Source organism: Acinetobacter sp. WCHAc060025 (genome assembly GCF_004209355.1).
GTDB lineage: Bacteria > Pseudomonadota > Gammaproteobacteria > Pseudomonadales > Moraxellaceae > Acinetobacter > Acinetobacter wuhouensis.
Genome location: NZ_SGSX01000010.1, coordinates 42,234 through 64,679, shown reverse-complemented (window position 1 = coordinate 64,679; position 22,446 = coordinate 42,234). Strand labels below are relative to the sequence as shown.

Sequence of the window (22,446 nt, the reverse complement as noted above, 5' to 3'; positions counted from 1 at the left end):
GGAGATTTTGGCTAGTTGGTGAGTTTTTAAATTTAGATGAGTGCTTTCTAATCGCCAGAATATAAATTTGAACAGAAACAATTCATACATAGACAATGAAAATTATAATTTTGTATAATTCATCACAATTTTAAAAATTAATACAAAGACCTAGTAAAATGGCGATAAATATTTATTCTGCTTTAGAGCAACTTGGACTTACAGCACAAAAGCGTGCTATTCACGTTCAATTTTCAAACATATCTTTAAATGATCAAGTTTTTTTACAGCGTATAGATGGTACACATGAGCTTAATTCTGGCGTAAGTCTACAATTGATCTGCCTGTCAACAAATGCTGCTATCCCATTAAAACAATTCATTGGTAGTCAAGTCGCAATTGATGTTGTTACGGATAAATCAGAATTAAGCCGTACTTCGGGGATTATTACTAAAGCAGATATCGGTGCAAGTGATGGTTCTTTAACAATTTATCGCCTAACAATTGAAGATCCAACGGCACTTTGGAAACATCGTCGTAATAGCCGAGTCTTTATGAATAAATCGGCTGTGGATGTAATTCAAACTATTTTTTCTGAATGGCAACAGCGCAGTAGTTTGTTTGCTTCAAGCTTGATATTGGATAAAAGTGGGCTGACAAAAGAATATGATATTCGTCCATTCATTATGCAATCATCTGAAAGTGATTTTGATTTTCTCACTCGTTTGATGCGAAGTGAGGGGATGAGTTGGCTCATCGATGAAGCGCAACATAAAGTATCCAGTTCAAGTGAGCAAATCCAAGCTCAAAAACTCCGTCTAATCGATGATAACTCACAATATAAATCATTAGATCGTAAGAATATTCGTTTCCATCGCAGTAGTGCTACAGAAAAGCAAGACAGCATTACCAATTTTATTGGACAACGCTCAATTCAACCGACTTCTGTTCATATTCAACGTTGGCAAGCAGACGCACTTGAGACAGAAGAAGGTGCTGGTTCAGTCCAAAGTAAACATAGCCATAGTGAGAATCAAGACAATGCGAGCTTAGGATTAGAACAAGCATGGCATTTTAGCCCTGCATGGATTCAAGATCTAAATGGCGAAGATGGTGCAACCAAATCAGGTAATAGTCAAATTGAAAAGTTTAACGAAAACTTAAGTAACTATTATGATTCACAAGCCAAACAGTTCACTGCAACTTCTACAGTACGTGATGCAAATGTGGGTTATTGGTTTGAGTTCAATGAGCATCCTGAGATTGATCAGCATGAAGGTGCAGATAAAGAATTTTTAATTACATCGAAGACTTTTTATAATCAGAATAATTTACCTAAAGACTTAACGGATCAAGTCACGGCATTACTTAAACAAAGCCAGTGGCAACAGGCTGAAATTACAACCAATAATAAAGATGAACGCCAAGCCAATCACCTTATTTTACAACGTAGAAATATCAGCACAGTTCCAGAATATAACCCACTGCAACATCGCCCAAGTGCATCACCACAACGTGCCAAAGTAGTTGGTCCTAGTGGAGAGGAGATTCATGTAGATGAGTGGGGGCGGATTAAAGTTCGTTTTCTATTCACTCGAAATGAAGACAATACCCATGATGGTGGTGCAGGTTCGAATGACAATGATACCGATTCTGCGTGGGTTGATGTACTTACACCATGGGCTGGTGAAGGCTATGGTGCTCGATTCCTGCCGCGTATTGGCGAGATTGTGGTCATTGATTTCTTTGATGGCAATATTGACCGACCATTTGTTGTAGGGCGTATCCACGAAGCACAACGTCATCCAACGCAATTCGATAAAAAGGGCAAATTACCCGATACTAAAAAGTTAGCAGGTATACGAAGCAAAGAATACCAAGGTGAAGGTTTTGGGCAACTCAGATTTGATGATACGACTGGGCAAATTAGCACACAATTACAAAGTAGTCATGGTGTAACACAACTGAATTTAGGAAAGCTGAGTCACCCTAAAGATAAAGCTGAAAGTGCTGATCGTGGCGAAGGTTTTGAACTGAGAACCGATCAATGGGGTGCAGTTCGTGCAGGGCAAGGTTTATTGGTCTCAACTTATAAGCAAGATCAAGCCAAAGGTGAACACCTAGATTCAGACATTGCCAAAAAACAATTGGAAGGTAGCCAAACAAGTAGTAAAGCATTAAGTGATATTGCAAAAGGTCAAAAAACGGATGAAATCGAGTCCTTAGAGCAATTAAAAGCATTTGCAGATGAAATCGAAAAAGATATAGCCAAATATAAAAAAGCAATCATGCTACTGAGTTCTGTAGATGGAATTGCTTTGAGCACTCCTGAGGATATTCATCTTTCTGCAACAGGGATAATTAATCAAGTTGCAGGGGACAGTATCAACCTCAGTACCCAAAAGAATTTAGTGGGTCAAGCTTTAGGTAAAGTCAGTTTGTTTGCTGCGCAAGGTGGAATTAAAGCCGTAGCTGCACAAGGTAAAATTGAAGTTCAAGCACAGTCAGATGCTTTGGATATTTTGGCTAAAAAGGGCATTACCATTTCATCAACTGATGACAAAATTGTTATCAGTAGCCCGAAAGAGATTGTGATTACAGGTGCAAGTTCACAAATCACTTTAAATGGTTCAGGTATTTTCCCGAAAACAGGTGGTAAGTTCCAAGTCAATGCAGGGCAACATTTATTTCAACCCGGCGCAAGTGCAAGTGCTTCGGCGCAGCTACCATCCTCAAATCCATTAAAAGGCGCATTAGATCTGTTAAAAAGTTACGGTGGTCAGGACTTTTTTAAACAGACGGGTTTTAAAGTGATTGATTCACTAGGTAAACAGGTTTCAGGAAAGTTGGACGGAAATGGCTTTGCACAAGTGACGGGGATTGCACCTGGTCCTGCTAAAGTAGAGTTTGAAACTGATCCACGCAGTGCATGGGATCAAGCAAGCCATTTCAATCGTAACTATACTTGGTCAGAAGATGTTGTAGGAGGAATTGCAGGTTTTGCCCAAAATGCTTTGGGTTCTTTGGGACAAAATATGATGTCGCAACTCAAAGATAATTTATTCTCTCTAAATGGCGATACCTTAAAAAATATAGGAAAAAATGCGCTTAAAGATCTTGGAAATCAGACACTAGGTCAATTTAAAGAACAATTTACTTCGAGTGCATTAAGCTCTGTGTCTTCTGCCTTAAATTTAAATTTATCACCTTCGCAAATGATGAATGTAGGACAAATGTTGGCGAATCCAAGTCAGTCTTTACAAGCAATTAAAGAGCAAGGTGTCGACTTTTTCAAAGATCAAGCCTCTGCACTTATTGCACAGAAAACCAATGGTTTGTTATCTGGGATTAGTAATAATACAGGTTTTGTTGGCGCGTTAGGGTTTAATGGTCATTCAGCAGCAGATGCTGTCAGTAATTATAGTACTGGCAATAAAGGGCAAACGAATTCATCTTTTTCAATGGATGATGATGTGATTAAAAAAGATGAATATTCTTCAAGATTCTTAACTTATACCATCACTACACGTAATGGGGCTGCAAGTGCGCCATCGGCAAGTTCGCCACTTTTTGGAAATGCTCAAACCACTCCAATTGGGGAGGATCCTGAACCAATAGCAGTACAATCATTGCCAATGCCATCTTCTACGCCGAGGTCAACATCACCATCCATCACAAGCAGTAATGGCGATTTTGTGAAAATGGAGTTAGAAGAGTCACGGACTTTAACGACTAAAATTACCACACGTAAAGTCAAAGCAGATGAGCAAAATGTTTTTAATGCGCAAAATAATTCAAAGTAAATATCAATTATTTTGTCTTTGCTAAATGTGAATTTTATTTAAAAAATAGAAAATATTAGGGTAAGAAAATGGCGTTAATCGATAATTCAAGAAATTCCGAGACTGAAAATACAACTGTTGGAACAAATAATTCAGCGACAGGTCAAACGAATCAAAATCAAGCCAAACCAGCAGTCGAGTTGGCAGTGTTTAACTTAGCCAGTGTGACGCATACAGAAGATCATAAATTTATTGCGCATCAAATCGAAAGCTATCTCAAGCAATGTGGTCATACCAACCTTGGACAGTTAAAAAGTTTGGCGAATGTGCCAACAGTTGCCAATATTTTTGCTTTAACAGGGTCTGTTTTAGATCTTTTACTGTTCGCTACGGATCAAAAAACAGGTGAAGCAGGTGTACAACAAGCTGCACTGATGAGTATGAACTTGATCGGTTTATATTTAGAGCCACAAGCAGAAGCGCATGTACGTATGGCACTTCGACCATTGCTCGGTTTGATGGCAGAATGTTTATACCCTGAAAATGGTAAAATGAAAGAAGCTGATCTTCGCCGGATGACTTTGCATTTAAATGCGCAAATGGCAGGAGACTTAGAAAAGTTTTTAAAAGAAACCCAAGGAAAATTAGCGACCTTATTAACAGGTGCGACGACATTAGGTACATCAATCCTCACAGCGTTTTCGACGCCTATTAGTGGAGGAGTTGTATCACCAACTATTAGCTTGGGTGCGACTGCTGAAAAACGTGATCCTGCAGAAAAATTTAGTAATTGGGTTAAACCTTTAATTGATCTAACACAAACTAGTGCGCTTGCTAGTATGATGCCTAAGCTCAAAAAACCGACAGGTATTTCACCATTACAAAAAGAAGCGAATCAAGCATTAACAACTCTACCTACTGTTATTCAACAACAAGGTAATGCTGGAACAAAATATACCCTTGCATGGTTGATTCAAGAAACCTTAAAAGCAATTAAAGCACAGGGTAATAAAGCCAGTGCCAGTGTGCCGCTGAATCAAACGGGTGAACATGAACAACATACCCGTGGTGATACTTTAGAGTTTTTAACATTACAAGCAGATGCTTTAAATAATCCACCTTGTACGGGTAAAGATTCCCAATCTGGAAATAGTATCAGTTATTCGATTGGTGCAGAACGGGTGAATCATTCAGACTTTTATTTACCGAAAGTAGGTTTTGCTTTTAGTCGTCAATATAACTCACAAATGAATGAGTTTGATCACAGCATGATCGGCGCACGTTGGATGATGCCATTTTCCAATGTGATTATTCAAAATAAAAATGGTTACTTATTTATCGACAGCAATGGACGTAAGCACCAACTGCCTGAGTCGATTGTCTATGAAGAATATATTGTTCCATTTGAAGGTTTTGTTGTTACGCCACATACTGATGGTGATTTATTGCTGAATTTTGGTTCAGAGTGGAATTTCCATTTCCATAGTTTTAATGGTGGAAAGCATTACCATGTAGTGCAACAGTTTAACGATAAGACCAATGAAAAAGTTGTTTTAACTTATCTGTTGTTTGAGCAATTTGCTTATTTACAAGCGATTGATTTCCAACTGAAACGTGGCAAACACTTAGTTAAATTTGCATTTAACGATCAAGCCAAAGTTATCGCCGCTTTTGTAGATGATCAAGCAGAAGCCTTGGCACGATATGAATATGATCAACAAGGCAACTTGACCAAAGCTATAGATCAAAATGGTCATACACGTCGTTATGAATATAACAATGCACATCAACTGACCCGTTATACAGATCGTACAGGACGTGGACAGAATATCCGTTATGAATCCACTGATGCTAAAGCCAAAGCGATTGCTGAATGGGCAGATGATGATAGTTTCAAAACTCGTTTAGAGTGGCATCCACGTTTACGTCAAGTTGCTGTGTATGATGCTTATGATGTACCGACCTATTATTATTTTGATCTCGATGGTTTTACCTATCGTACCCGTTTGGCTGATGGACGAGAGAAATGGTTATCTCGTGACAGTCAAAAACGCATCACCCGTCAAATTGACTTTACAGGCTTAGAAACAGAACAAGTTTATAATGACCAAGACCAACTAATTAAAATCGTCCAACCCAATGGTGGGATTATCCGTTTTGCCTATGATGAAGAAGGAAACTTAACCGAAACTAAAGACCCAGAGGGCAATATCTGGAAAAAACAATATGATGCAGATGGTAATGTGACCAGGGAAATCAACCCACTTGGACATACCACGCAATATAAATATAACAATGATAATCAAATTGTCGAAATTACCGATGCCAAAGGTGGCTCGAAGAAGATCCAATACAACGACCTTGGGCAAATGGTGTCTTATAGTGATTGTTCAGGTAAAGAAAGCGCTTGGCAATACGATGAAGACGGTACACTGACTGCACAACAATCTGCTGATGCTAAAGCCGTACAATACATTTACAGTACGCAAGGCAAAGACAAAGGACAGCTACAGGCGATCATATACCCTGATGGACTGAAAGAACAATTTAGCCATGATGAAGAAGGGCGTTTACTGAAACATACCGATACCAAAGGTTTAATGACACAGTATCGTTATAATCAAGTAGGTTTACTTGAACAACGGGTCGATGCGAATCAACATCAAATTGGCTACCAATGGGACAAACAAGGACGTATTCAAAAACTGATCAATCAAAACCATGCGGAATACTTATTTGACTATAACCGCTTTGGGCAATTGGTGCATGAACAGGATTTTGATGGTGAAGAAAAACATTATAGCTATAGAGAAAATGGGCAACTGTTCCAAATTCGCCAACCGAATATTTTAACTCAATTCGGCTATCACCAAGACGGTACAATCGCTTCAAAAACATATACTCACTTACAAACACGGCATAGCCAAACTGAGGAATTTGAATACAACCTGAATAATCAACTCAGCCAAGCGAAAAATGCAGAAAGCCAAATCGACTTTTACAGAAATCAGCTTGGACAATTGGTACGAGAACACCAACATTACAAAGTACCGAATCTGACACCACTGACTGCAGTACTGCGTTATGAATATGATGAACTCGGCAACTTAACCAAGACCATCCGTCCAGATGGGCAAGTCCAAACCAATCTGAGCTATGGTTCAGGGCATATCTATGGCATTGCCTTTAACCAACAAGACATGGTGGCATTTCAACGAGATGACTTACATCGTGAAACAGTCCGTATGTTGGCAAATGGTTTAATTCAAACCAAGAACTACAATGATGTTGGCTTACTCAGTTCACAGATTATCCGTCCTGAACAAGAAACAACAGACCAATTACAACAAGCAAAACACCAAGCTGAGCGTCACTACCAATACGACAATAACTATTTACTGACTCAAGTGAATGATAGTCGCTTAGGTAAATTGAATTACCAATATGATCCGATTGGACGCTTAATCAAAACACAAAGCCCACATACAACAGAAAGCTTCGCCTTTGACCCAGCAGGCAATTTGATCGACCCGATTGCCACTCAATCCTCGCAAGTAAAAAATAACCTGATTACGCAATATCAAGGTAAACACTACAAATACGATGCTCAGGGTAATGTCATTGAAACCACGCAAGCAGGTAAAACGCTGAAACTGACTTGGGACAACCTTAATCGCTTAATTCAAAGTGAGAATAATGGTCAAATCACCAGCTATGGTTATGATGTATTTGGAAGACGATTATTTAAAAATAGTCAAAATTCAACCAATAGCACAAATAGCGGCTTAACCTTATTTGGTTGGGATGGTGATTTGATGGTGTGGGAGTCATATCAATCAAACTTAAATAAAGAAAACTCTGAAAATAATCAAAACTACACCAAACATTATGTCTATGAACCAAATAGCTTTGTGCCATTGTTTCAAACGGGTTATACAGGTTTTATTAAACTGATAGAAACACCAGACTACTCAAGATTCCAAACAGAACCTTACTCAATTTATAAAGATCCCGTTTGGAAAACTGAAATGAGAAAGAACAAAGCTGAGTTAGAGCGTGTTGCATTTTATCACTGTGATCAAGTGGGTACACCGCAAACGCTGAGTAATGAGTTAGGTGAGTGTATTTGGGAAATTAAGCAGGATACATGGGGGACAGCTTTAGAGATCAATACCAGTGACAACTTGCTTGAGCAAACTAACCTGAGATTCCAAGGGCAGTATTACGACTATGAAACAGGATTACACTATAACCGTTACAGATACTATGAGTCATTTAGTGCAAGGTATGTTAGTAAGGATCCGATAGGATTATTTGGTGGATTAAATAATTCTGCATATGTGAATGATCCGAATCAGTTGGTGGATCCGATGGGGCTTTATGTAATATTAAATTATGATAAAGCAAAAGGAATTATTACAGGTTATGACAGAGAAACAAAAAAAACAATAAGTATAAAAAATGTGTTTACAGGTGGAGATGTTTATGCAGGAGTGTTTAATTCAAATGGTACAGCTATACCAAATGGAAAATACTATTTAGTTCCAGCTAGAGGGCATTCTGATTGGTATGCATTATTTAAAGATGATGAGTGGATTGATGATTTTGATAGTAAGGGTCGAAGTGGGTTTAGATTACACCCTGGGCAAAATAGTTTGGGGTGCGTTACCGTAAATAAAAATGACAATTTTGAACAGTGGAATAAATTAGATGGTTTTATTTTTAATACTAAAAAAGAGAAATTAGGAGTTTGGAGTGGAGGGAATAATAGTTGGTATTCTGGTATGGGGTGGAAAAGAGAAAAAGTTAATAATTGGGGTGAGCTGCATGTTAAATAAATTAATTTTAGGGTGTTTTTTGATGTTAAGTATAGGATGTTCTGATTTTGAATATAAAAAATGCTTATCAAATATTAATAGTAAAAATAGTATTTTGTTTAAAGAAATGAATTTAAACGAAAAAATAATTGGTTTTGATTTAAGGGAATATTGTAATTCTGATAGATATGATTTCATAAATGATGTCAATACTTATGCAAATAAATTGAAAGGTGATGAAAATAAATTTTATACTTATTTAATTTATGCTTATTTATATCGAGATCAGCATCAATTAAGTATGTTTTTAGATTTTTTATTCAATAATAATGTTAATATAGAAAAAAATTTTTTTGAGATATTAAATAATACAAAATTAATGAGTAAACTGAATTATAGTGATGAAGAAATAAATAGTCTGAAGATTGTAGGTTCTTCACTAAAAAATATGGATAAAGGTTATAAATTGAAGTATAATAGGAGTTAAAATATAGTTGTGATAGTTTTGAAATCTTTACGGTTATTTATGAATGGAAGGCTTTGTTGCACAAACCTACCGTTAAGGCTTATTCAACATTATAATTCTCAAATGAATAAGCCCACACCTAAAATCTATCGTACAACCAATTGGTCTTTTTATAACAAAGCATTAATAAATCGAGGAAATATCTCTATTTGGTTTGATCCCAAAACTCAATGGTACGCTCAACCAAAAGGTAAACATGGTCGAAATCAAACCTATTCTGATGCAGCTATCCAATGCTGTCTGATGATTAAATCCTTATTCCGTCTGTCTTTACGTATGGTCACTGGCTTTGTAGTTTAGATTGGACAGCGCCAGATTATTCCACTATTTGTAGAAGACAAAAGCATATTGATATTGCAATTAACTATCAAAAAAGCAGTAATTGTCTCCACCTACTCGTCGATAATATCGTCGCCAATGGCGTAAACTACATATTGGTATAGATGCCAAAACCCTACAAATACGCGCTATTCAGCTCACAACCAATAATGTCAGTGATTCACAGGTGCTTGGTGATTTACTTAATCAGATTCCACAAGATGAGCAGATTGACTCTGTTTATACCGATGGAGCTTATGACACCAAGCAATGCCGTCAGGTCATTGCAGATCGGCAAGCGCATGCGGTGATTCCACCTAGAAAAAATGCGAAACCATGGAAAGATACAAAGAGTAGCTCGCTAGAGCGAAATGAATTACTTCGAACAGTTAAACATTTAGGCAGGACATTATGGAAAAAATGGTCAGGCTATCATCGCCGCAGTTTGGTGGAAACCAAGATGCATTGCATCAAATTATTAGGCGATAAGTTGTCAGCTAGGCATTTTTCAAGTCAAGTAAATGAAATACATGCCCGTATAGCCGTACTAAATAAATTTACGGAATTAGGTCGACCTCATACTCGAGTTGTAACTTAAATTTGAGTGAGTTGGGGAATGCTTCAAATTATAAACCTTTGTGCAACAAAGCCTATTAGAGGTAAAATAGATGACTATAAAATTAAAAAAAATCTTAATTTTAATAGGGGGGATATTAATAATTTTTTTAATATGGAAAAGTTATAATCTAAAAGAGTGTGATCTTGATGAAAAAGTTTTTTTAGAAAGAGTTGGAAAACTTGAACACGAATCTATGTTGTTAAATAACATAAAAAAATTAGAATTAATGTGTTCGAGAGATGATTTAAATTTAATTATTAGTAAAATTAATGGTGAACCTGAAAAAGATAAAATATATGCATTATTCATTCTAGCTTATTTAGAAAGCAGGCCTGAAAGAATTGGTGAATTATATGAAAAAACACCTTTAATTATTAGGAAGAATATAATAATAGAAATTCAAAAAATTAAAAAAAAGATAATAATATCGAAAAATTTCCAGAATATTATTGGAAAAGAATAGAAACAATAGAGGAGTATTTTCGGAATTAAAATTTAATTCGTATTTATTTAGAGGTTGTTGAGATTTATTATTTAAATGATCACATTATGATGTGTTTTTATAATAAGAGACTTTGACTTGAGAGATTTTAAGTAACTAATTTGCAAGAGTCTTACGTTATTTAATTAAATTAAATCAATAAGTTAAATTTTAATTTATTTTGAAACTTGTATACATTACCTAAATGAAAGTCAGTTTGTAATGCAATAAAAAGGGCGTATAAAACGCCCTATTTTTTAATACCGATTATTTTTCAGCAGCAATTGAAGCAATCGCAGCATCTACGCCTTCGATTGAATCAGCAGCTTTTTTGATACGTGCAAGTGCATCAACAAGAACTTCGTCAGCAGTTGCATAAGAAATACGCATATAACCGCCTAAACCGAACGCATCACCAGGAACAACAGCAACACCAGTTTCTTCCAATAACCATGCAGAGAACTCTGTGCAAGATTTTAAACCTTTCGCACGAATCAATGGACGGATGTTCGCATATGCATAGAATGCACCATCAGCAGGAAGACAAGTGATACCTTTAATGTCATTCAAGCCATTTACCACTAAGTCATGACGACGGTGGAACGCTTCGATCATAGGTTGAAGAACGTCTTGAGGACCATTCAATGCAGCTTCAGCAGCAACTTGTGAAATAGAAGTTGGGTTAGAAGTAGATTGAGATTGGATTTTTTTCATCGCACCAATCAATTTTGCAGGACCTGCTGCATAGCCAATACGCCAGCCAGTCATGGCATATGCTTTAGATACACCATTGAGCACGATTACACGGTCATAAAGGTCTGGTGCAACAGTTGCGATGTTGTAGAACTCATCATCCCAACGGATTGGTTCATACATATCATCAGAAGCGATGTAAACTTCAGGATATTTACGAAGAACTTCAGCCAAAGCTTCTAATTCAGCTTTCGTATAGATCATACCTGTAGGATTAGATGGGCTATTTAATACCACTAAACGCGTTTTGTCAGTGATAGCAGCTTCAAGTTGAGCAGGCGTAATTTTGAAACGTTGTTCTTCACCACATTTTACAACAACTGGCACACCTTCAGCGATGATCACCATATCTGGGTAGCTTACCCAGTAAGGTGCAGGGATGATCACTTCATCACCTTTGTTTAACAAAGCAAGTGCCAAGTTAAAGAATGATTGTTTACCACCGCAAGAAACCAAGATTTGGTTAGCAGCGTATTCAAGATTATTGTCACGTTTTAATTTTGCAATAATCGCTTTTTTAAGGCCTGGTGTACCATCAACAGCGGTATATTTTGTGAAACCGTTATTAATTGCAGCAATAGCAGCATCTTTGATGTGTTGTGGGGTGTCAAAATCTGGTTCGCCAGCACCGAGTCCAATTACGTTTTTACCAGCAGCTTTTAATTCAGCAGCTTTGTTGGTAACAGCAAGCGTTGGAGACGGTTTGATGGCATTTACACGATCAGAGAGACGTACGTCCACGGCAGTATTCCTTCTTATAGGGATTAAAAAATAAAAAGCAAACTATCATAGCTTAAAAATAGCAAGTTGGTCGTCCAAAAAATATGCAAATTCACTAAAAATGCACGAAAATTCAAAATATACTGTATCAAGAAAATACAAATGTAGGCTGAATTTGCCAATCACTCGCATCGATGCAGAAATTTTCGTACAATATGCACAGTTAAAATTGAGTGAATCACATGAGCACCCAAAATACTCCCAAGAAAAAGCCCGTAGTAAAACTTCCATTTCCTGTTAAGCATGCAAATGATGCGAAACCTGCGGATGAAGATGTGGAAGACATGCGTCCAAAACCACAGCAATATGCAGATCGTACGTGGATGCCACCACGAGGTACTCGTCGTTCGATGGGTAAGCGTTAAGTTCAACATGAAATAAAAAAATAGGTGCTTTAAGCGCCTATTTTTTATTATAGCGTTTTTATATTTATCAGAATTTATTCTTCAATAATTTGTTCAAAATATTGATAATATTTTTCTTTTTCATACATGTTAATATCAGCGAGACATAACATATTTTCAACTTTTTTCATGAGGTTGAGACATTGCAAAACCCATAGCAGAGGTTAAGGGTTGCGAGGCATAATATTGATTATCAATATTTAATTTATATTTTAAAACATTAAGTTTTATTAATTATTTAGTGTAGCTTATTATTTTAATGTTAATCTTTGAGAGATGAATTATAAAAAGCTTGCTTATTGGAATACATAATTTCATCAGCTCTTTTAAGCAAGGCTTCAATGGACTCATTTGACTGTGTCGTTGCATAACCAATTGCAACATGAATAGGGAAGTCCGGATGTTTGATTTGGTCAACTTCTAATTCATAACGAATTTTATCTAATAATCTATTGATATGAATTTGCTTTGCTTTCGGCATGAGAATGACAAATTCGTCTCCGCCAAGTCGAGAAGCTGAATAATGGGTTTGAGTAATACTTGTTTTTAAAATTTTGCCAAATCTTCTCAGAATTTGGTCACCTTGGTCATGCCCATAGATGTCATTAATTTCTTTTAAACCATTGAGGTCGAAAAATACACAGGATACCGGGTAAAAAATTGTAGATTGGAGTTTTAAAATCTCATCATTAAAAAAAGTACGGTTATAGAGTTGAGTGAGCTGATCGTGCTTACTGAGATGTAATAAATGATTTTCTAATTTTTTTCGCTCAGAAAAATCTGTAAATGCAATTTGCACTGTGTCCCAATTATTATGTGAATTTGGAAAGATCACCAATTGTTCACGTATATTGAGAATATCTCCATGAACAGTTTGATACTCACATTCTCTACTTTGTTGGTGTTCGTCATTCCATAAAGCTAATAATTGGGCATGGAAATTTTGCTGACTAGATTCCCGAAGAATTTGCCATAAATTGTCAAAGAACAATTGTCTATTACCAGCTTTAAAAAGGTCTAGTAAAGCTTGGTTAACGCCGATATTCTTTACACTTTCAAAGCATTTTTTGACAAACTCCGGATGTTTTGTCATGTGGCGGACGAGATCATTTACGCCTTGTTGTTTTAGTTGGTCAAATATTACTTTGATCTGGCTATAGTCTCTTACCCACAATGCAGTAGGGGAATGTAAAAATAAAGTTTCAGCAAATCGTCGCGCATTTTGGTAATCAGAAATATTTTCAGTTGTCAGTAACAAACGCTCCCAGCTGTCTTCATAGCCAGGCATAAAACTGGCTTTAAGTTGAATGTCAATTTGTTTGCCTTTACAGGTATAGTTTACAGATGGACAAATGTATTGTGTTTTCTTATTCCATAAAGAAACAAAAAAATTAACCTTTTCTATACTGATTTTTTCTGAGTGTAAGTTTGCAAAGCTATGTAAGATTTCATCGAGATTGGATGCTTCATACATATCTAAAGTGCTTTGATTCACACGAATAGTGCGAATCATTACTAAGCAAGGTTGTAAGCGTTCAGGATCTTCTAGAAGGTATTGTTCTAGGTCTTCAACACCATCGTCTAGCCATTGCTGGAAAGTTTTTTTGACCGCACTAAAGTCTTGGATCCACATTGCCATGGGAGATAAGTTGAAAATAGATAGATCGACTTCTCCCATAATGATTTCCTTGTTTTTATAAATGTTGTAAAAAATTTAAAATAAAGCCTTGGTATAATATAGCTTATTTTTTAGCCTTATTTGCAGCTTTAGGTGGAGAAATTTCTTTTTGAGCATTCCACGCTTCTATAAAATCATGCTCGTTAATATTATACAACTCTAAAATTGCTAAAATTACCCCACCAAGTGTTTTTGTTTCATCATGCTGAATATCAGCATCAATCACTTGCTTGCTCTTAAGCGTATTTAGAATATCACTGATTTCAAAGCTACGATCTCGCCCATTACTATCAGTAGGATACATTGGTGTATTAATCACGATTTGGGCTAAACTCTTTTCAGCTTCAGTTAAATCTAAATCTTGAACTTTTTGTTCTAAATTTGCGCTGAAAATAACATCTGCTGTGAGAAAACTGTGTAGCAGTTTTTGTGTCAGTTTAGGCAGTGTTTTTTCTACAAATGGACGGAATGAAACTGGGAAAATAACATTGCGTGAAATGCCTTTAAACATTGGTGCAATTTCTTCGACTTTATAACCTGCGACACCACAACCCACTGAGGTAATGAAGTACTTCATTTTAAGGTGATTTTTAGTATAAATTTTAAAATCATCAATATAATGTTGGATTTGAGAAAGTGGCATTTGTTGTAAATGCTCATTCATGGTTGGAATCGCAAAGCTTTGCCCCGCCCAGCCACGACCAACTCCTTTCGTCGCACCGAAGTATAATAATGCTGTTTTTGCAGCACCACCTTGATGAGTGCCCGCCATATTACTGCCAAAGACAAAAATTGTGTCTTCAGGTAACTCTTTGATTATGCTTTCATCATGGTAGTGATAAGTCATGTTTTTTCATCTTGTAATCGGCTTGTTTCCATGTTGCTATTGAAACCCAAAAGGGTCAAGGGTATTTGTTGAATATTGTGTAAAAAGCCCCATTTAAAATGAGATGAAACCGTTGTTTCAATCGCTTTCTGTTAAACTAGAAGCTGTGTCTTTCAAATTGGTCAAAGAGTGAATTATTGTGAGTGAAAATCAACCTTTTGAACTTGTGACAAATTATCAACCTGCGGGAGATCAGCCCCAAGCGATTGCTAAATTGGTTGATGGGGTGAATAAGGGCTTTCACGATCAACTCTTATTAGGTGTAACGGGTTCAGGTAAAACCTATACCATGGCAAATGTCATTGCACAAACGCAACGACCAACCATTATCATGGCGCATAATAAAACCTTAGCAGCACAACTTTATGGCGAGTTTAAAGCATTTTTCCCCAATAATGCGGTTGAATATTTCGTCAGTTATTATGACTACTATCAACCTGAAGCTTATGTACCATCATCGGACACATTTATCGAGAAAGACTCCGCGATTAATGATCATATTGACCAAATGCGCCTTTCTGCGACACGGGCATTATTAGAACGCCGTGATGCGATTATTGTGGCTTCTGTATCTGCCATTTATGGTTTGGGTGATCCAAATGCCTATATGAGTATGTTGTTGCATATCGTGCAAGGTGACCGAATTAGTCGTGATGACATCATTCGACGCTTAGTTGAAATGCAATATACGCGGAATGAATTAGAATTCTTACGTGGTACTTATCGTATTCGTGGGGAAATTATTGATATTTTCCCTGCGGAATCTGATCAACATGCAGTACGGGTTGAATTGTTTGATGATGAAGTGGATTCGATTCGTTGGTTTGATCCAATTACTGGAAAATTGGTACGCAAAGCACCGCGTGTGACGATTTATCCCAAAAGTCACTATGTGACACCGAAAGATAATCTAGAACGTGCGATTGGTACGATCAAAGAAGAACTCAAAGAGCGTCAAGTTTATTTTAAAGAAAATGACAAACTGATTGAATTGCAGCGGATTGAGCAACGTACCCGTTATGATTTAGAAATGATGCAACAATTGGGCTATACCAATGGTATTGAAAACTATTCTCGTCATTTATCTGGACGACCAGCAGGTGAAGCACCGCCGACTTTGTTCGACTATATCCCAGACGATGCTTTGTTGATTATCGACGAATCTCACGTGACTGTTCCACAAATTGGTGCAATGTATAAAGGTGACCGTTCGCGTAAGGAAAACTTAGTCAATTATGGTTTCCGTTTACCGAGTGCTTTAGACAATCGTCCGATGAAATTTGAAGAATGGGAACGTATCGTTCCTGCAACGATTTATGTCAGTGCAACGCCTGCAAAATATGAACTAGAAAAATCTGAACAAGTGGCAGAGCAGGTAGTACGACCTACAGGATTGGTCGATCCTACCATTGAAATACGTCCAGTATTGACCCAAGTCGATGATGTTTTATCTGAAATTAATATTCGTAAAGAATTGGATGAGCGCGTACTTGTCACAACTTTGACTAAGCGTATGGCGGAAGATTTAACTTCTTATTTAAAGGAATATGGGGTTAAAGTTGCTTATTTGCACTCTGATATTGATACTGTAGAACGTGTGAAAATTATTCATGAACTGCGTACAGGTGTGCATGATGTCTTGGTTGGAATCAACTTATTACGTGAAGGTTTGGACATGCCAGAAGTGTCTTTGGTTGCTATCCTCGATGCAGATAAAGAAGGTTTTTTACGTTCTGAACGCTCTTTAATTCAAACCATTGGTCGTGCTGCTCGTCATGTGAAAGGTAAAGCAATTTTATATGCGGATCGTATAACGGATTCGATGCAAAAAGCGATCGATGAAACTGATCGCCGTAGAACCAAACAAATTCAATTCAATGAAGAACACGGCATTACACCACGCAGTGCAGTAAGACAAGTGATCAAAGAGATTGATACAGGTGAAGTGCTAAAAGATGAAGAAATTGAAGCGGGGATTGCAGAGCAGCATCAAGCATTGACTGCTGATGAACAACATTTATTGTCTGATCCTAAATTATTTACCAAGCACATTACCAAGCTGGAAAAAGAGATGTTAAAAGCGTCGAAAGAATTGCAGTTTGAACAAGCCGCGCGATTACGGGATGAAATTGTGCGTCTGAAAGCCAGATTATTGCAGTAATAATTTGGGTGAATAAAACTTAAGGCTGTCGTATTTTGTATCGTGGAGGATACATAATGCTACAGTCGTTTGTTTAATTTATGATTATTTTATTATAAATATTAGAAAGTCATTTTGAGGGGATAAGGTGCAATTATTTAAAACATTACCCAATATTGATAATATGAAGAAAGTAATAATAATTGGCGGAATTTTTTTTGCGGCTGGAATTTTTCCTAAAGCTTATGCCGAAAATACAACTTTAGCTGCTGTTCCGAAATTAGAGTTAAGCCAATACCTTGGATTATGGTATGAAGTTGCACGAAAACCGATGTATTTTCAAAAAGAATGTAAATCTGATGTAACAGCACGCTATACGGTAAATGAGTATGGAAATGTTGCGGTAGATAACCGTTGTATGACCCATGATGGAAAAGAACTACGCTCATTAGGTGAGGCTTTTATTAGCAATGAGCCATTTAATTCTAAATTTAAAGTCAGTTTTATTCCTGAAGCGATTCGTTGGTTGCCCGTTGCTCGTGGTGATTATTGGGTGCTCAAAATAGATCCACAATATCAGATGGCTTTGGTCGGAGAGCCAAAACGTAAGTACCTATGGTTACTATCTCGAAATCCTCATCCAGATGAAGCACAGGTGACAGAATTTTTGCGCTATGCGCAAAGTGTAGGATTTAGTGTTAAAGATTTGATCAGAACGAAGCAAAATGTGACTGAATAATATTCACTTTTAAGTGGAACAGTTTGAATCGAATCATCTTCAAAAAATATGTTTGGGTTAAAGCTTAAAAATAAATGAAAGTTCAAGTTAATTCGCTCGGAAGATGTTTATAATACTAGGGAATGTTTTTTAATCACCGTGAGGCGACTGATGTTTAAAGGCGTAGCATTGTCTATATTGGCATCGGTCACTTTTGGGGTTTTGTATTTTTATTCCAAGCTACTTGGGGATTTTGACAGTCAGCAAACGTTTGGTTGGCGAATTATTGCCACATTGCCTTTTTTAACGGCATTTATGTTGTGGAGTGGGGACTTTGCACATGTTAAAACTATTTTTCAACGCTTAGTCAAACAACCTTTATTAATTTTACTTTTAATGATTACCTCTGCATTAACATGCTTCCAGTTATGGTTATTCCTTTGGGGGCCAATGAATGGCCGAGGATTACAAGTTTCGCTGGGATATTTTCTTTTGCCGTTGGTATTGGTGCTCGCTGGAAGTCTAATTTATAAAGAAAAATTATCCAAATTCCAGATGCTTGCGGTAGCTTTTGCGATTCTAGGTGTTGGACATGAGTTGTGGCGTCTAGGCAGTATAGCGTGGGAAACGGTATCTGTTGCAGTCGGTTATGCGTTGTATTTTCTCATTCGTAAGCAAATCAAAACAGATAATTTAGGTGGTTTTTGGTGGGATATTCTGATTTGCATCCCTGTTGCAATTTATTTCGCACATTCGGGCTTAAATGCTTATGGTAAATTCGTTGATTCACCGACTTTAATTATTGTCGTGCTAGGGCTAGGGTTACTGAGTGCAATTGGTTTAGGGAGTTATATTCTCGCCAGTCGTTTTTTACCGATGGTTTTATTTGGTTTGCTGAGTTATTTAGAACCTGTGTTATTGGCTTTGGTTTCACTGGCACTGGGTGAAGTGATTCAGGCAGATGAATGGCTGACGTATATTCCGATTTGGTGCGCAGTTGCGATATTGGCTTTAGAAGGTGCTTTGCATATTTATAAGCAACGAAAAAATACTGAGCATTTGAAATACAATGTTGAAAAGCTTCCAGAGCGTTTGAATGATTAGAACTTTTAAATTAAATCTTTGATGAATAAAAGATAGGCAATGAGAAGAATGAGAAAACAAGAAAAATAATGAATTGCTTGAGCTAAGGTCAAAGAATTGTATAAAAATAGACCATCATTTAAATAATTATTGGTATTTTGTAAAATTATAGTGAATATATGCGAAATTTTGCATTGGCATCTCAGCTTTTGATTCAATCTTGCAGAGAATTCCTTTACAATTGTCTCGATTTAAATCCATGTCTAGATATATACATAAATAGAGGACGTATCTGTGAGCAAAGACACTATCATCGCCCTACATGCAGAGCACCAAGGTCGCTGGAAAAACCGTGAAGAAATCGCGGAACGTATGATTGCATTAATTGGTCAATTATACCGTGAAAAAAACATTGTGACTTCTGTGTACGGTCGTTCTTTAGTGAACCGTTCAGTTATTCAAATTCTTAAAGCACACCGTCGTACACGTATGATGGATGTTGAGCTTTCAGTTGTTCATACTTTTCCTATTTTAGAAGCATTAGCAAAATTAGATAATATCGGTTCTGCTGAAGTTGATTTAGGTAAACTTGCTGTTGAATATAAAGAAAAAGGCGGCGACGTTGATGCATTTGTTGCTCAAGCAGTAGCTTCTTTAAATGGTCGTCCAGCATTGGTTGAGCCGAAAGATGTTGTACTTTACGGTTTTGGTCGTATCGGTCGTATCTTAGCGCGTTTAATCATCAGCCAATCAGGTCTTGGTCGTGGTTTAAGCCTTAAAGCAATTGTTGTTCGTAAATCATCTGATGGTGACTTAGCGAAACGTGCTTCATTGTTACGTCGTGACTCAATCCACGGTTCTTTCGAGGGTACAATCTCTGTTGATGAAGAAAACGAAGCAATCATTGCAAATGGTAACTTCATCAAAGTGATTTATGCATCTAGCCCTGCTGAAGTAGATTACACAGCTTATGGTATCAACAACGCACTTGTAATTGATAACACTGGTAAATGGCGTGATATCGACGGTCTTTCTCAGCACTTGAACTGTGCTGGCGTAGGTCGTGTGGTACTGACTGCTCCTGGTAAAGGTGATATGAAGAACGTGGTGTTTGGTGTAAACCAAGCTGACATCATTGATTCAGACAAAATCATTTCTGCTGCAAGCTGTACAACTAACGCGATCACTCCTGTATTGAAAGTGTTAGAAGACAAATACAAAGTAATCAATGGTCACGTTGAAACAGTTCACTCATTTACAAATGACCAAAACTTGATTGATAACTACCACAAAGCGGATCGTCGTGGTCGTGCTGCAACGTTGAACATGGTGATTACTGAAACTGGTGCTGCAAAAGCAGTTGCAAAAGCTTTACCTCAATTGCAAGGTAAATTAACTGGTAACTCAGTACGTGTACCTACACCAAACGTATCGCTTGCAATTCTTAACTTAACACTTGAGAAAGAAGTTGATCGTGAAGAAGTGAACGAATACATTCGTCAAATCTCAATCAACTCAAGCCTTCAAGGTCAAATTGGTTATACAAACTCAACTGAAGTTGTATCATCTGACTTTATCGGTTCGCGTACAGCGGGTGTATTTGATGCGCAAGCAACAATCACTTCTGGTAACCGTTTGACAGCGTATGTTTGGTACGATAACGAAGTGGGTTATAGCTGCCAAGTATTACGTATCGCAGAACAAATGTGTGGCGTAAGCTATCCGAAAGCACCTGCTGAGACAAATGCATAATTTTAAACGTATTGTTTAAATTGTATTTGTAAGTATGAAAAACCCAACTTAATGTTGGGTTTTTTATCGCCTATATAAAGATAATAAAATTTAAATTCGGATGTTTGCTCTTAAATTCTTCAAAAAGAAAAGAATAATCGCAGAAATAAAACAATATTAATCGACTTTAATACATAAAAATGTAAATTAAATCACAAAGTAAATTAAAATAAATCATGGTCAAAACCTCAAGGAATGAATTTTGCAACTCAAGCATGGTATTTCAATAATTGCTTTTATACTTATTGCTACAGTTTGTGGTGTATTGATCGCTATTTGGGTTTTTAAGCATTTTAGTATCTATATTCCTTTAGAGAATCAGGCGGTTAGTATTGACCTGAAAGCCCCGTTACAAGCAAAAGTACAAATACATGATGCTTTGGATGTCGATGTCACAGGTAAAGTAAACGCGGAAATTCCAATCAATGAAAAACTGAATGTGCCGATTACACAGACTTTAACGCCACGAGTTTATTTTGATAACCAAGTTCCAATAGAAACGATGATACCTGTAAAAGAAATACTTAAAATTAACCAAAACATGCCAATCGATACTAAAGTTAAAGTTCAAGTGTTGGGTAAGGATATTACTTTACCACTTAAAGGTACGATTCCGATTCAGATGGATGTTCCAATTGACTTACAAGTTCCATTAAAACAGCAGGTTCATTTAAAGTTTGATGCACCAGTCAAAACTGTGCTTAAGGAAAATTTACATGTACCACTGGTCACAACATTAAAAGCCAATATTCCGATTCAAGGGCATTTAAATGTTCCAATTAAATCAGCACTTGAAGCAACTGTGGATGTGCAAAATACCTTACCAGTAAAAATAGAAAAAGGGCAACTCACCATTCCACTCAATAGTCTACGTTTATCTCGAAGTATAGAAGAACTAAATAATTCTAAAAAGCATGACTTAAGAGAAAACATGACGAAAGCGGATACTTCACAATCCAATGTTGTGAAATAGGATATTTGCGATGTGGATTTTTAATTCTTTTCGAAACTTACTGCTCGCATTTATAAGTGTGGTGCTTTTGATTGCGATTGGTGTTTGGCTATATCTGAATATACAAGCGTCAATGTATGTATCTGCACAACACGCTCAAATCAATTTACCAGATTCTTTACCCACTAAAATTCATGTGGGAAATTATTTAGAAACCCAAGCGAAGGGTGTATTAGACACAGAGCTGAATATTGATCGGCAATTAAACCTACCTTTGCAAGGTAAGTATTTAGCAGGTTTGGCGTTTGAAGTTGCGACACCAATTCAAGTTGATATTGATTATAGTACGACCATTCAAATTTCAACGGTAATGCCTTTGGAGACCACAACAGATTTGGTTTATCAAAATAAATTACTACCTAAATTTCCTTTAAAATTAGATATTCCTGTCAAACTATCTGTTCCTTTTCAATTGAAACGACGTTACCAAGTTCCGATTCGAATCATGTTTAATGGAAATGTTTACTTTGAATTTGATGAAGTGGCGCATTTGTACGTCAAACATCGCTTAAAACCTATTTTGAATATTAATGATCCGATGACAATGAAAAAAATAGCTGTGTTTAATGCCACGATGTACAACACTCAGCGTCAGTCACTTGCTGATTTAGAAATGAATATTGATTTACCTGTAAAAAATATTCATCCATAAATATTTAAAATCTAGCGACTCTCTCAT

General features: G+C 36.7%; 14 protein-coding genes and 1 pseudogene. 12 read left to right on the top strand and 3 right to left on the bottom strand.

Going from position 1 to position 22,446, the window contains the following annotated elements; all coding sequences use genetic code 11:
- Positions 1–158: 158 nt before the first annotated feature.
- The 5 genes and pseudogenes from EXE09_RS09985 (at position 159) to EXE09_RS09965 (ending at position 10,504) form a co-directional block, all read left to right on the top strand.
- Positions 159–3,782, top strand: a complete 3,624-nt coding sequence (locus EXE09_RS09985) for a type VI secretion system Vgr family protein (protein WP_130117164.1) — start codon at positions 159–161, stop codon at positions 3,780–3,782.
- Between the two features lie 68 nt (positions 3,783–3,850).
- Positions 3,851–8,599, top strand: a complete 4,749-nt coding sequence (locus EXE09_RS09980; protein WP_130117163.1) for an RHS repeat-associated core domain-containing protein — start codon at positions 3,851–3,853, stop codon at positions 8,597–8,599.
- Entirely contained in the window at positions 8,589–9,065 is a 477-nt protein-coding gene (locus EXE09_RS09975; protein ID WP_165382052.1) for a hypothetical protein, read from the top strand. The genes EXE09_RS09980 and EXE09_RS09975 overlap by 11 nt, the downstream gene beginning before the upstream one ends.
- A 102-nt stretch (positions 9,066–9,167) precedes the next feature.
- Positions 9,168–10,020 (top strand): annotated as a pseudogene (locus EXE09_RS09970) (IS5 family transposase).
- 70 nt (positions 10,021–10,090) lie between these two features.
- Positions 10,091–10,504: a hypothetical protein gene (locus tag EXE09_RS09965; protein WP_130117161.1), complete on the top strand. Its 414-nt coding sequence runs from the start codon at positions 10,091–10,093 to the stop codon at positions 10,502–10,504.
- 285 nt (positions 10,505–10,789) lie between these two features.
- Here EXE09_RS09965 and EXE09_RS09960 read toward each other — a convergent pair whose 3' ends face one another.
- Positions 10,790–12,016, bottom strand: coding sequence for a pyridoxal phosphate-dependent aminotransferase (locus EXE09_RS09960; RefSeq protein WP_130117160.1), 1,227 nt, complete (start codon positions 12,014–12,016; stop codon positions 10,790–10,792).
- Between the two features lie 221 nt (positions 12,017–12,237).
- On the opposite strand from EXE09_RS09960, the gene EXE09_RS09955 reads away from it, so the two are divergent.
- Complete coding sequence (locus EXE09_RS09955) at positions 12,238–12,420, top strand: hypothetical protein (RefSeq protein WP_068974356.1); 183 nt, start codon at positions 12,238–12,240, stop codon at positions 12,418–12,420.
- Positions 12,421–12,721: 301 nt separating this feature from the next.
- On the opposite strand, the gene EXE09_RS09950 is transcribed toward EXE09_RS09955, so the two are convergent.
- Together EXE09_RS09950 and EXE09_RS09945 are read right to left on the bottom strand one after the other, a co-directional pair.
- Complete coding sequence (locus EXE09_RS09950) at positions 12,722–14,137, bottom strand: GGDEF domain-containing protein (protein WP_130117159.1); 1,416 nt, start codon at positions 14,135–14,137, stop codon at positions 12,722–12,724.
- 64 nt (positions 14,138–14,201) lie between these two features.
- Entirely contained in the window at positions 14,202–14,984 is a 783-nt protein-coding gene (locus EXE09_RS09945; protein ID WP_130117158.1) for a hypothetical protein, read from the bottom strand.
- 178 nt (positions 14,985–15,162) lie between these two features.
- On the opposite strand from EXE09_RS09945, the gene uvrB reads away from it, so the two are divergent.
- The 6 genes from uvrB (at position 15,163) to EXE09_RS09915 (ending at position 22,419) form a co-directional block, all read left to right on the top strand.
- Positions 15,163–17,184, top strand: a complete 2,022-nt coding sequence (uvrB, locus tag EXE09_RS09940) for an excinuclease ABC subunit UvrB (protein WP_130117157.1) — start codon at positions 15,163–15,165, stop codon at positions 17,182–17,184.
- A gap of 127 nt (positions 17,185–17,311) precedes the next feature.
- A complete protein-coding gene (locus EXE09_RS09935) occupies positions 17,312–17,902 on the top strand; it encodes a lipocalin family protein (RefSeq protein WP_087554008.1) in 591 nt (196 codons plus the stop codon).
- A gap of 150 nt (positions 17,903–18,052) precedes the next feature.
- The gene (gene rarD, locus EXE09_RS09930; protein WP_130117156.1) at positions 18,053–18,985 is read left to right on the top strand and encodes an EamA family transporter RarD; all 933 of its coding nucleotides are present in this window, start codon (positions 18,053–18,055) and stop codon (positions 18,983–18,985) included.
- Positions 18,986–19,258: 273 nt separating this feature from the next.
- On the top strand, positions 19,259–20,716 hold the full coding sequence (locus EXE09_RS09925) for a glyceraldehyde-3-phosphate dehydrogenase (protein ID WP_068972795.1): 1,458 nt from the start codon (positions 19,259–19,261) through the stop codon (positions 20,714–20,716).
- 238 nt (positions 20,717–20,954) lie between these two features.
- Entirely contained in the window at positions 20,955–21,728 is a 774-nt protein-coding gene (locus EXE09_RS09920) for an MFS transporter (RefSeq protein ID WP_416332365.1), read from the top strand.
- 10 nt (positions 21,729–21,738) lie between these two features.
- Entirely contained in the window at positions 21,739–22,419 is a 681-nt protein-coding gene (locus tag EXE09_RS09915; protein WP_130117155.1) for a hypothetical protein, read from the top strand.
- Positions 22,420–22,446 lie beyond the last annotated feature (27 nt).

Coding starts and splice junctions, on each gene's coding strand:
- EXE09_RS09985 (WP_130117164.1), top strand. CDS start 159: ATGGCGATAAATATTTATTCTGCTTTAGAGCAACTTGGACTTACAGCA.
- EXE09_RS09915 (WP_130117155.1), top strand. CDS start 21,739: ATGTGGATTTTTAATTCTTTTCGAAACTTACTGCTCGCATTTATAAGT.
- EXE09_RS09945 (WP_130117158.1), bottom strand. CDS start 14,984: ATGACTTATCACTACCATGATGAAAGCATAATCAAAGAGTTACCTGAA.
- EXE09_RS09980 (WP_130117163.1), top strand. CDS start 3,851: ATGGCGTTAATCGATAATTCAAGAAATTCCGAGACTGAAAATACAACT.
- EXE09_RS09950 (WP_130117159.1), bottom strand. CDS start 14,137: ATGGGAGAAGTCGATCTATCTATTTTCAACTTATCTCCCATGGCAATG.
- EXE09_RS09955 (WP_068974356.1), top strand. CDS start 12,238: ATGAGCACCCAAAATACTCCCAAGAAAAAGCCCGTAGTAAAACTTCCA.
- EXE09_RS09975 (WP_165382052.1), top strand. CDS start 8,589: ATGTTAAATAAATTAATTTTAGGGTGTTTTTTGATGTTAAGTATAGGA.
- EXE09_RS09965 (WP_130117161.1), top strand. CDS start 10,091: ATGACTATAAAATTAAAAAAAATCTTAATTTTAATAGGGGGGATATTA.
- rarD (WP_130117156.1), top strand. CDS start 18,053: ATGTTTAAAGGCGTAGCATTGTCTATATTGGCATCGGTCACTTTTGGG.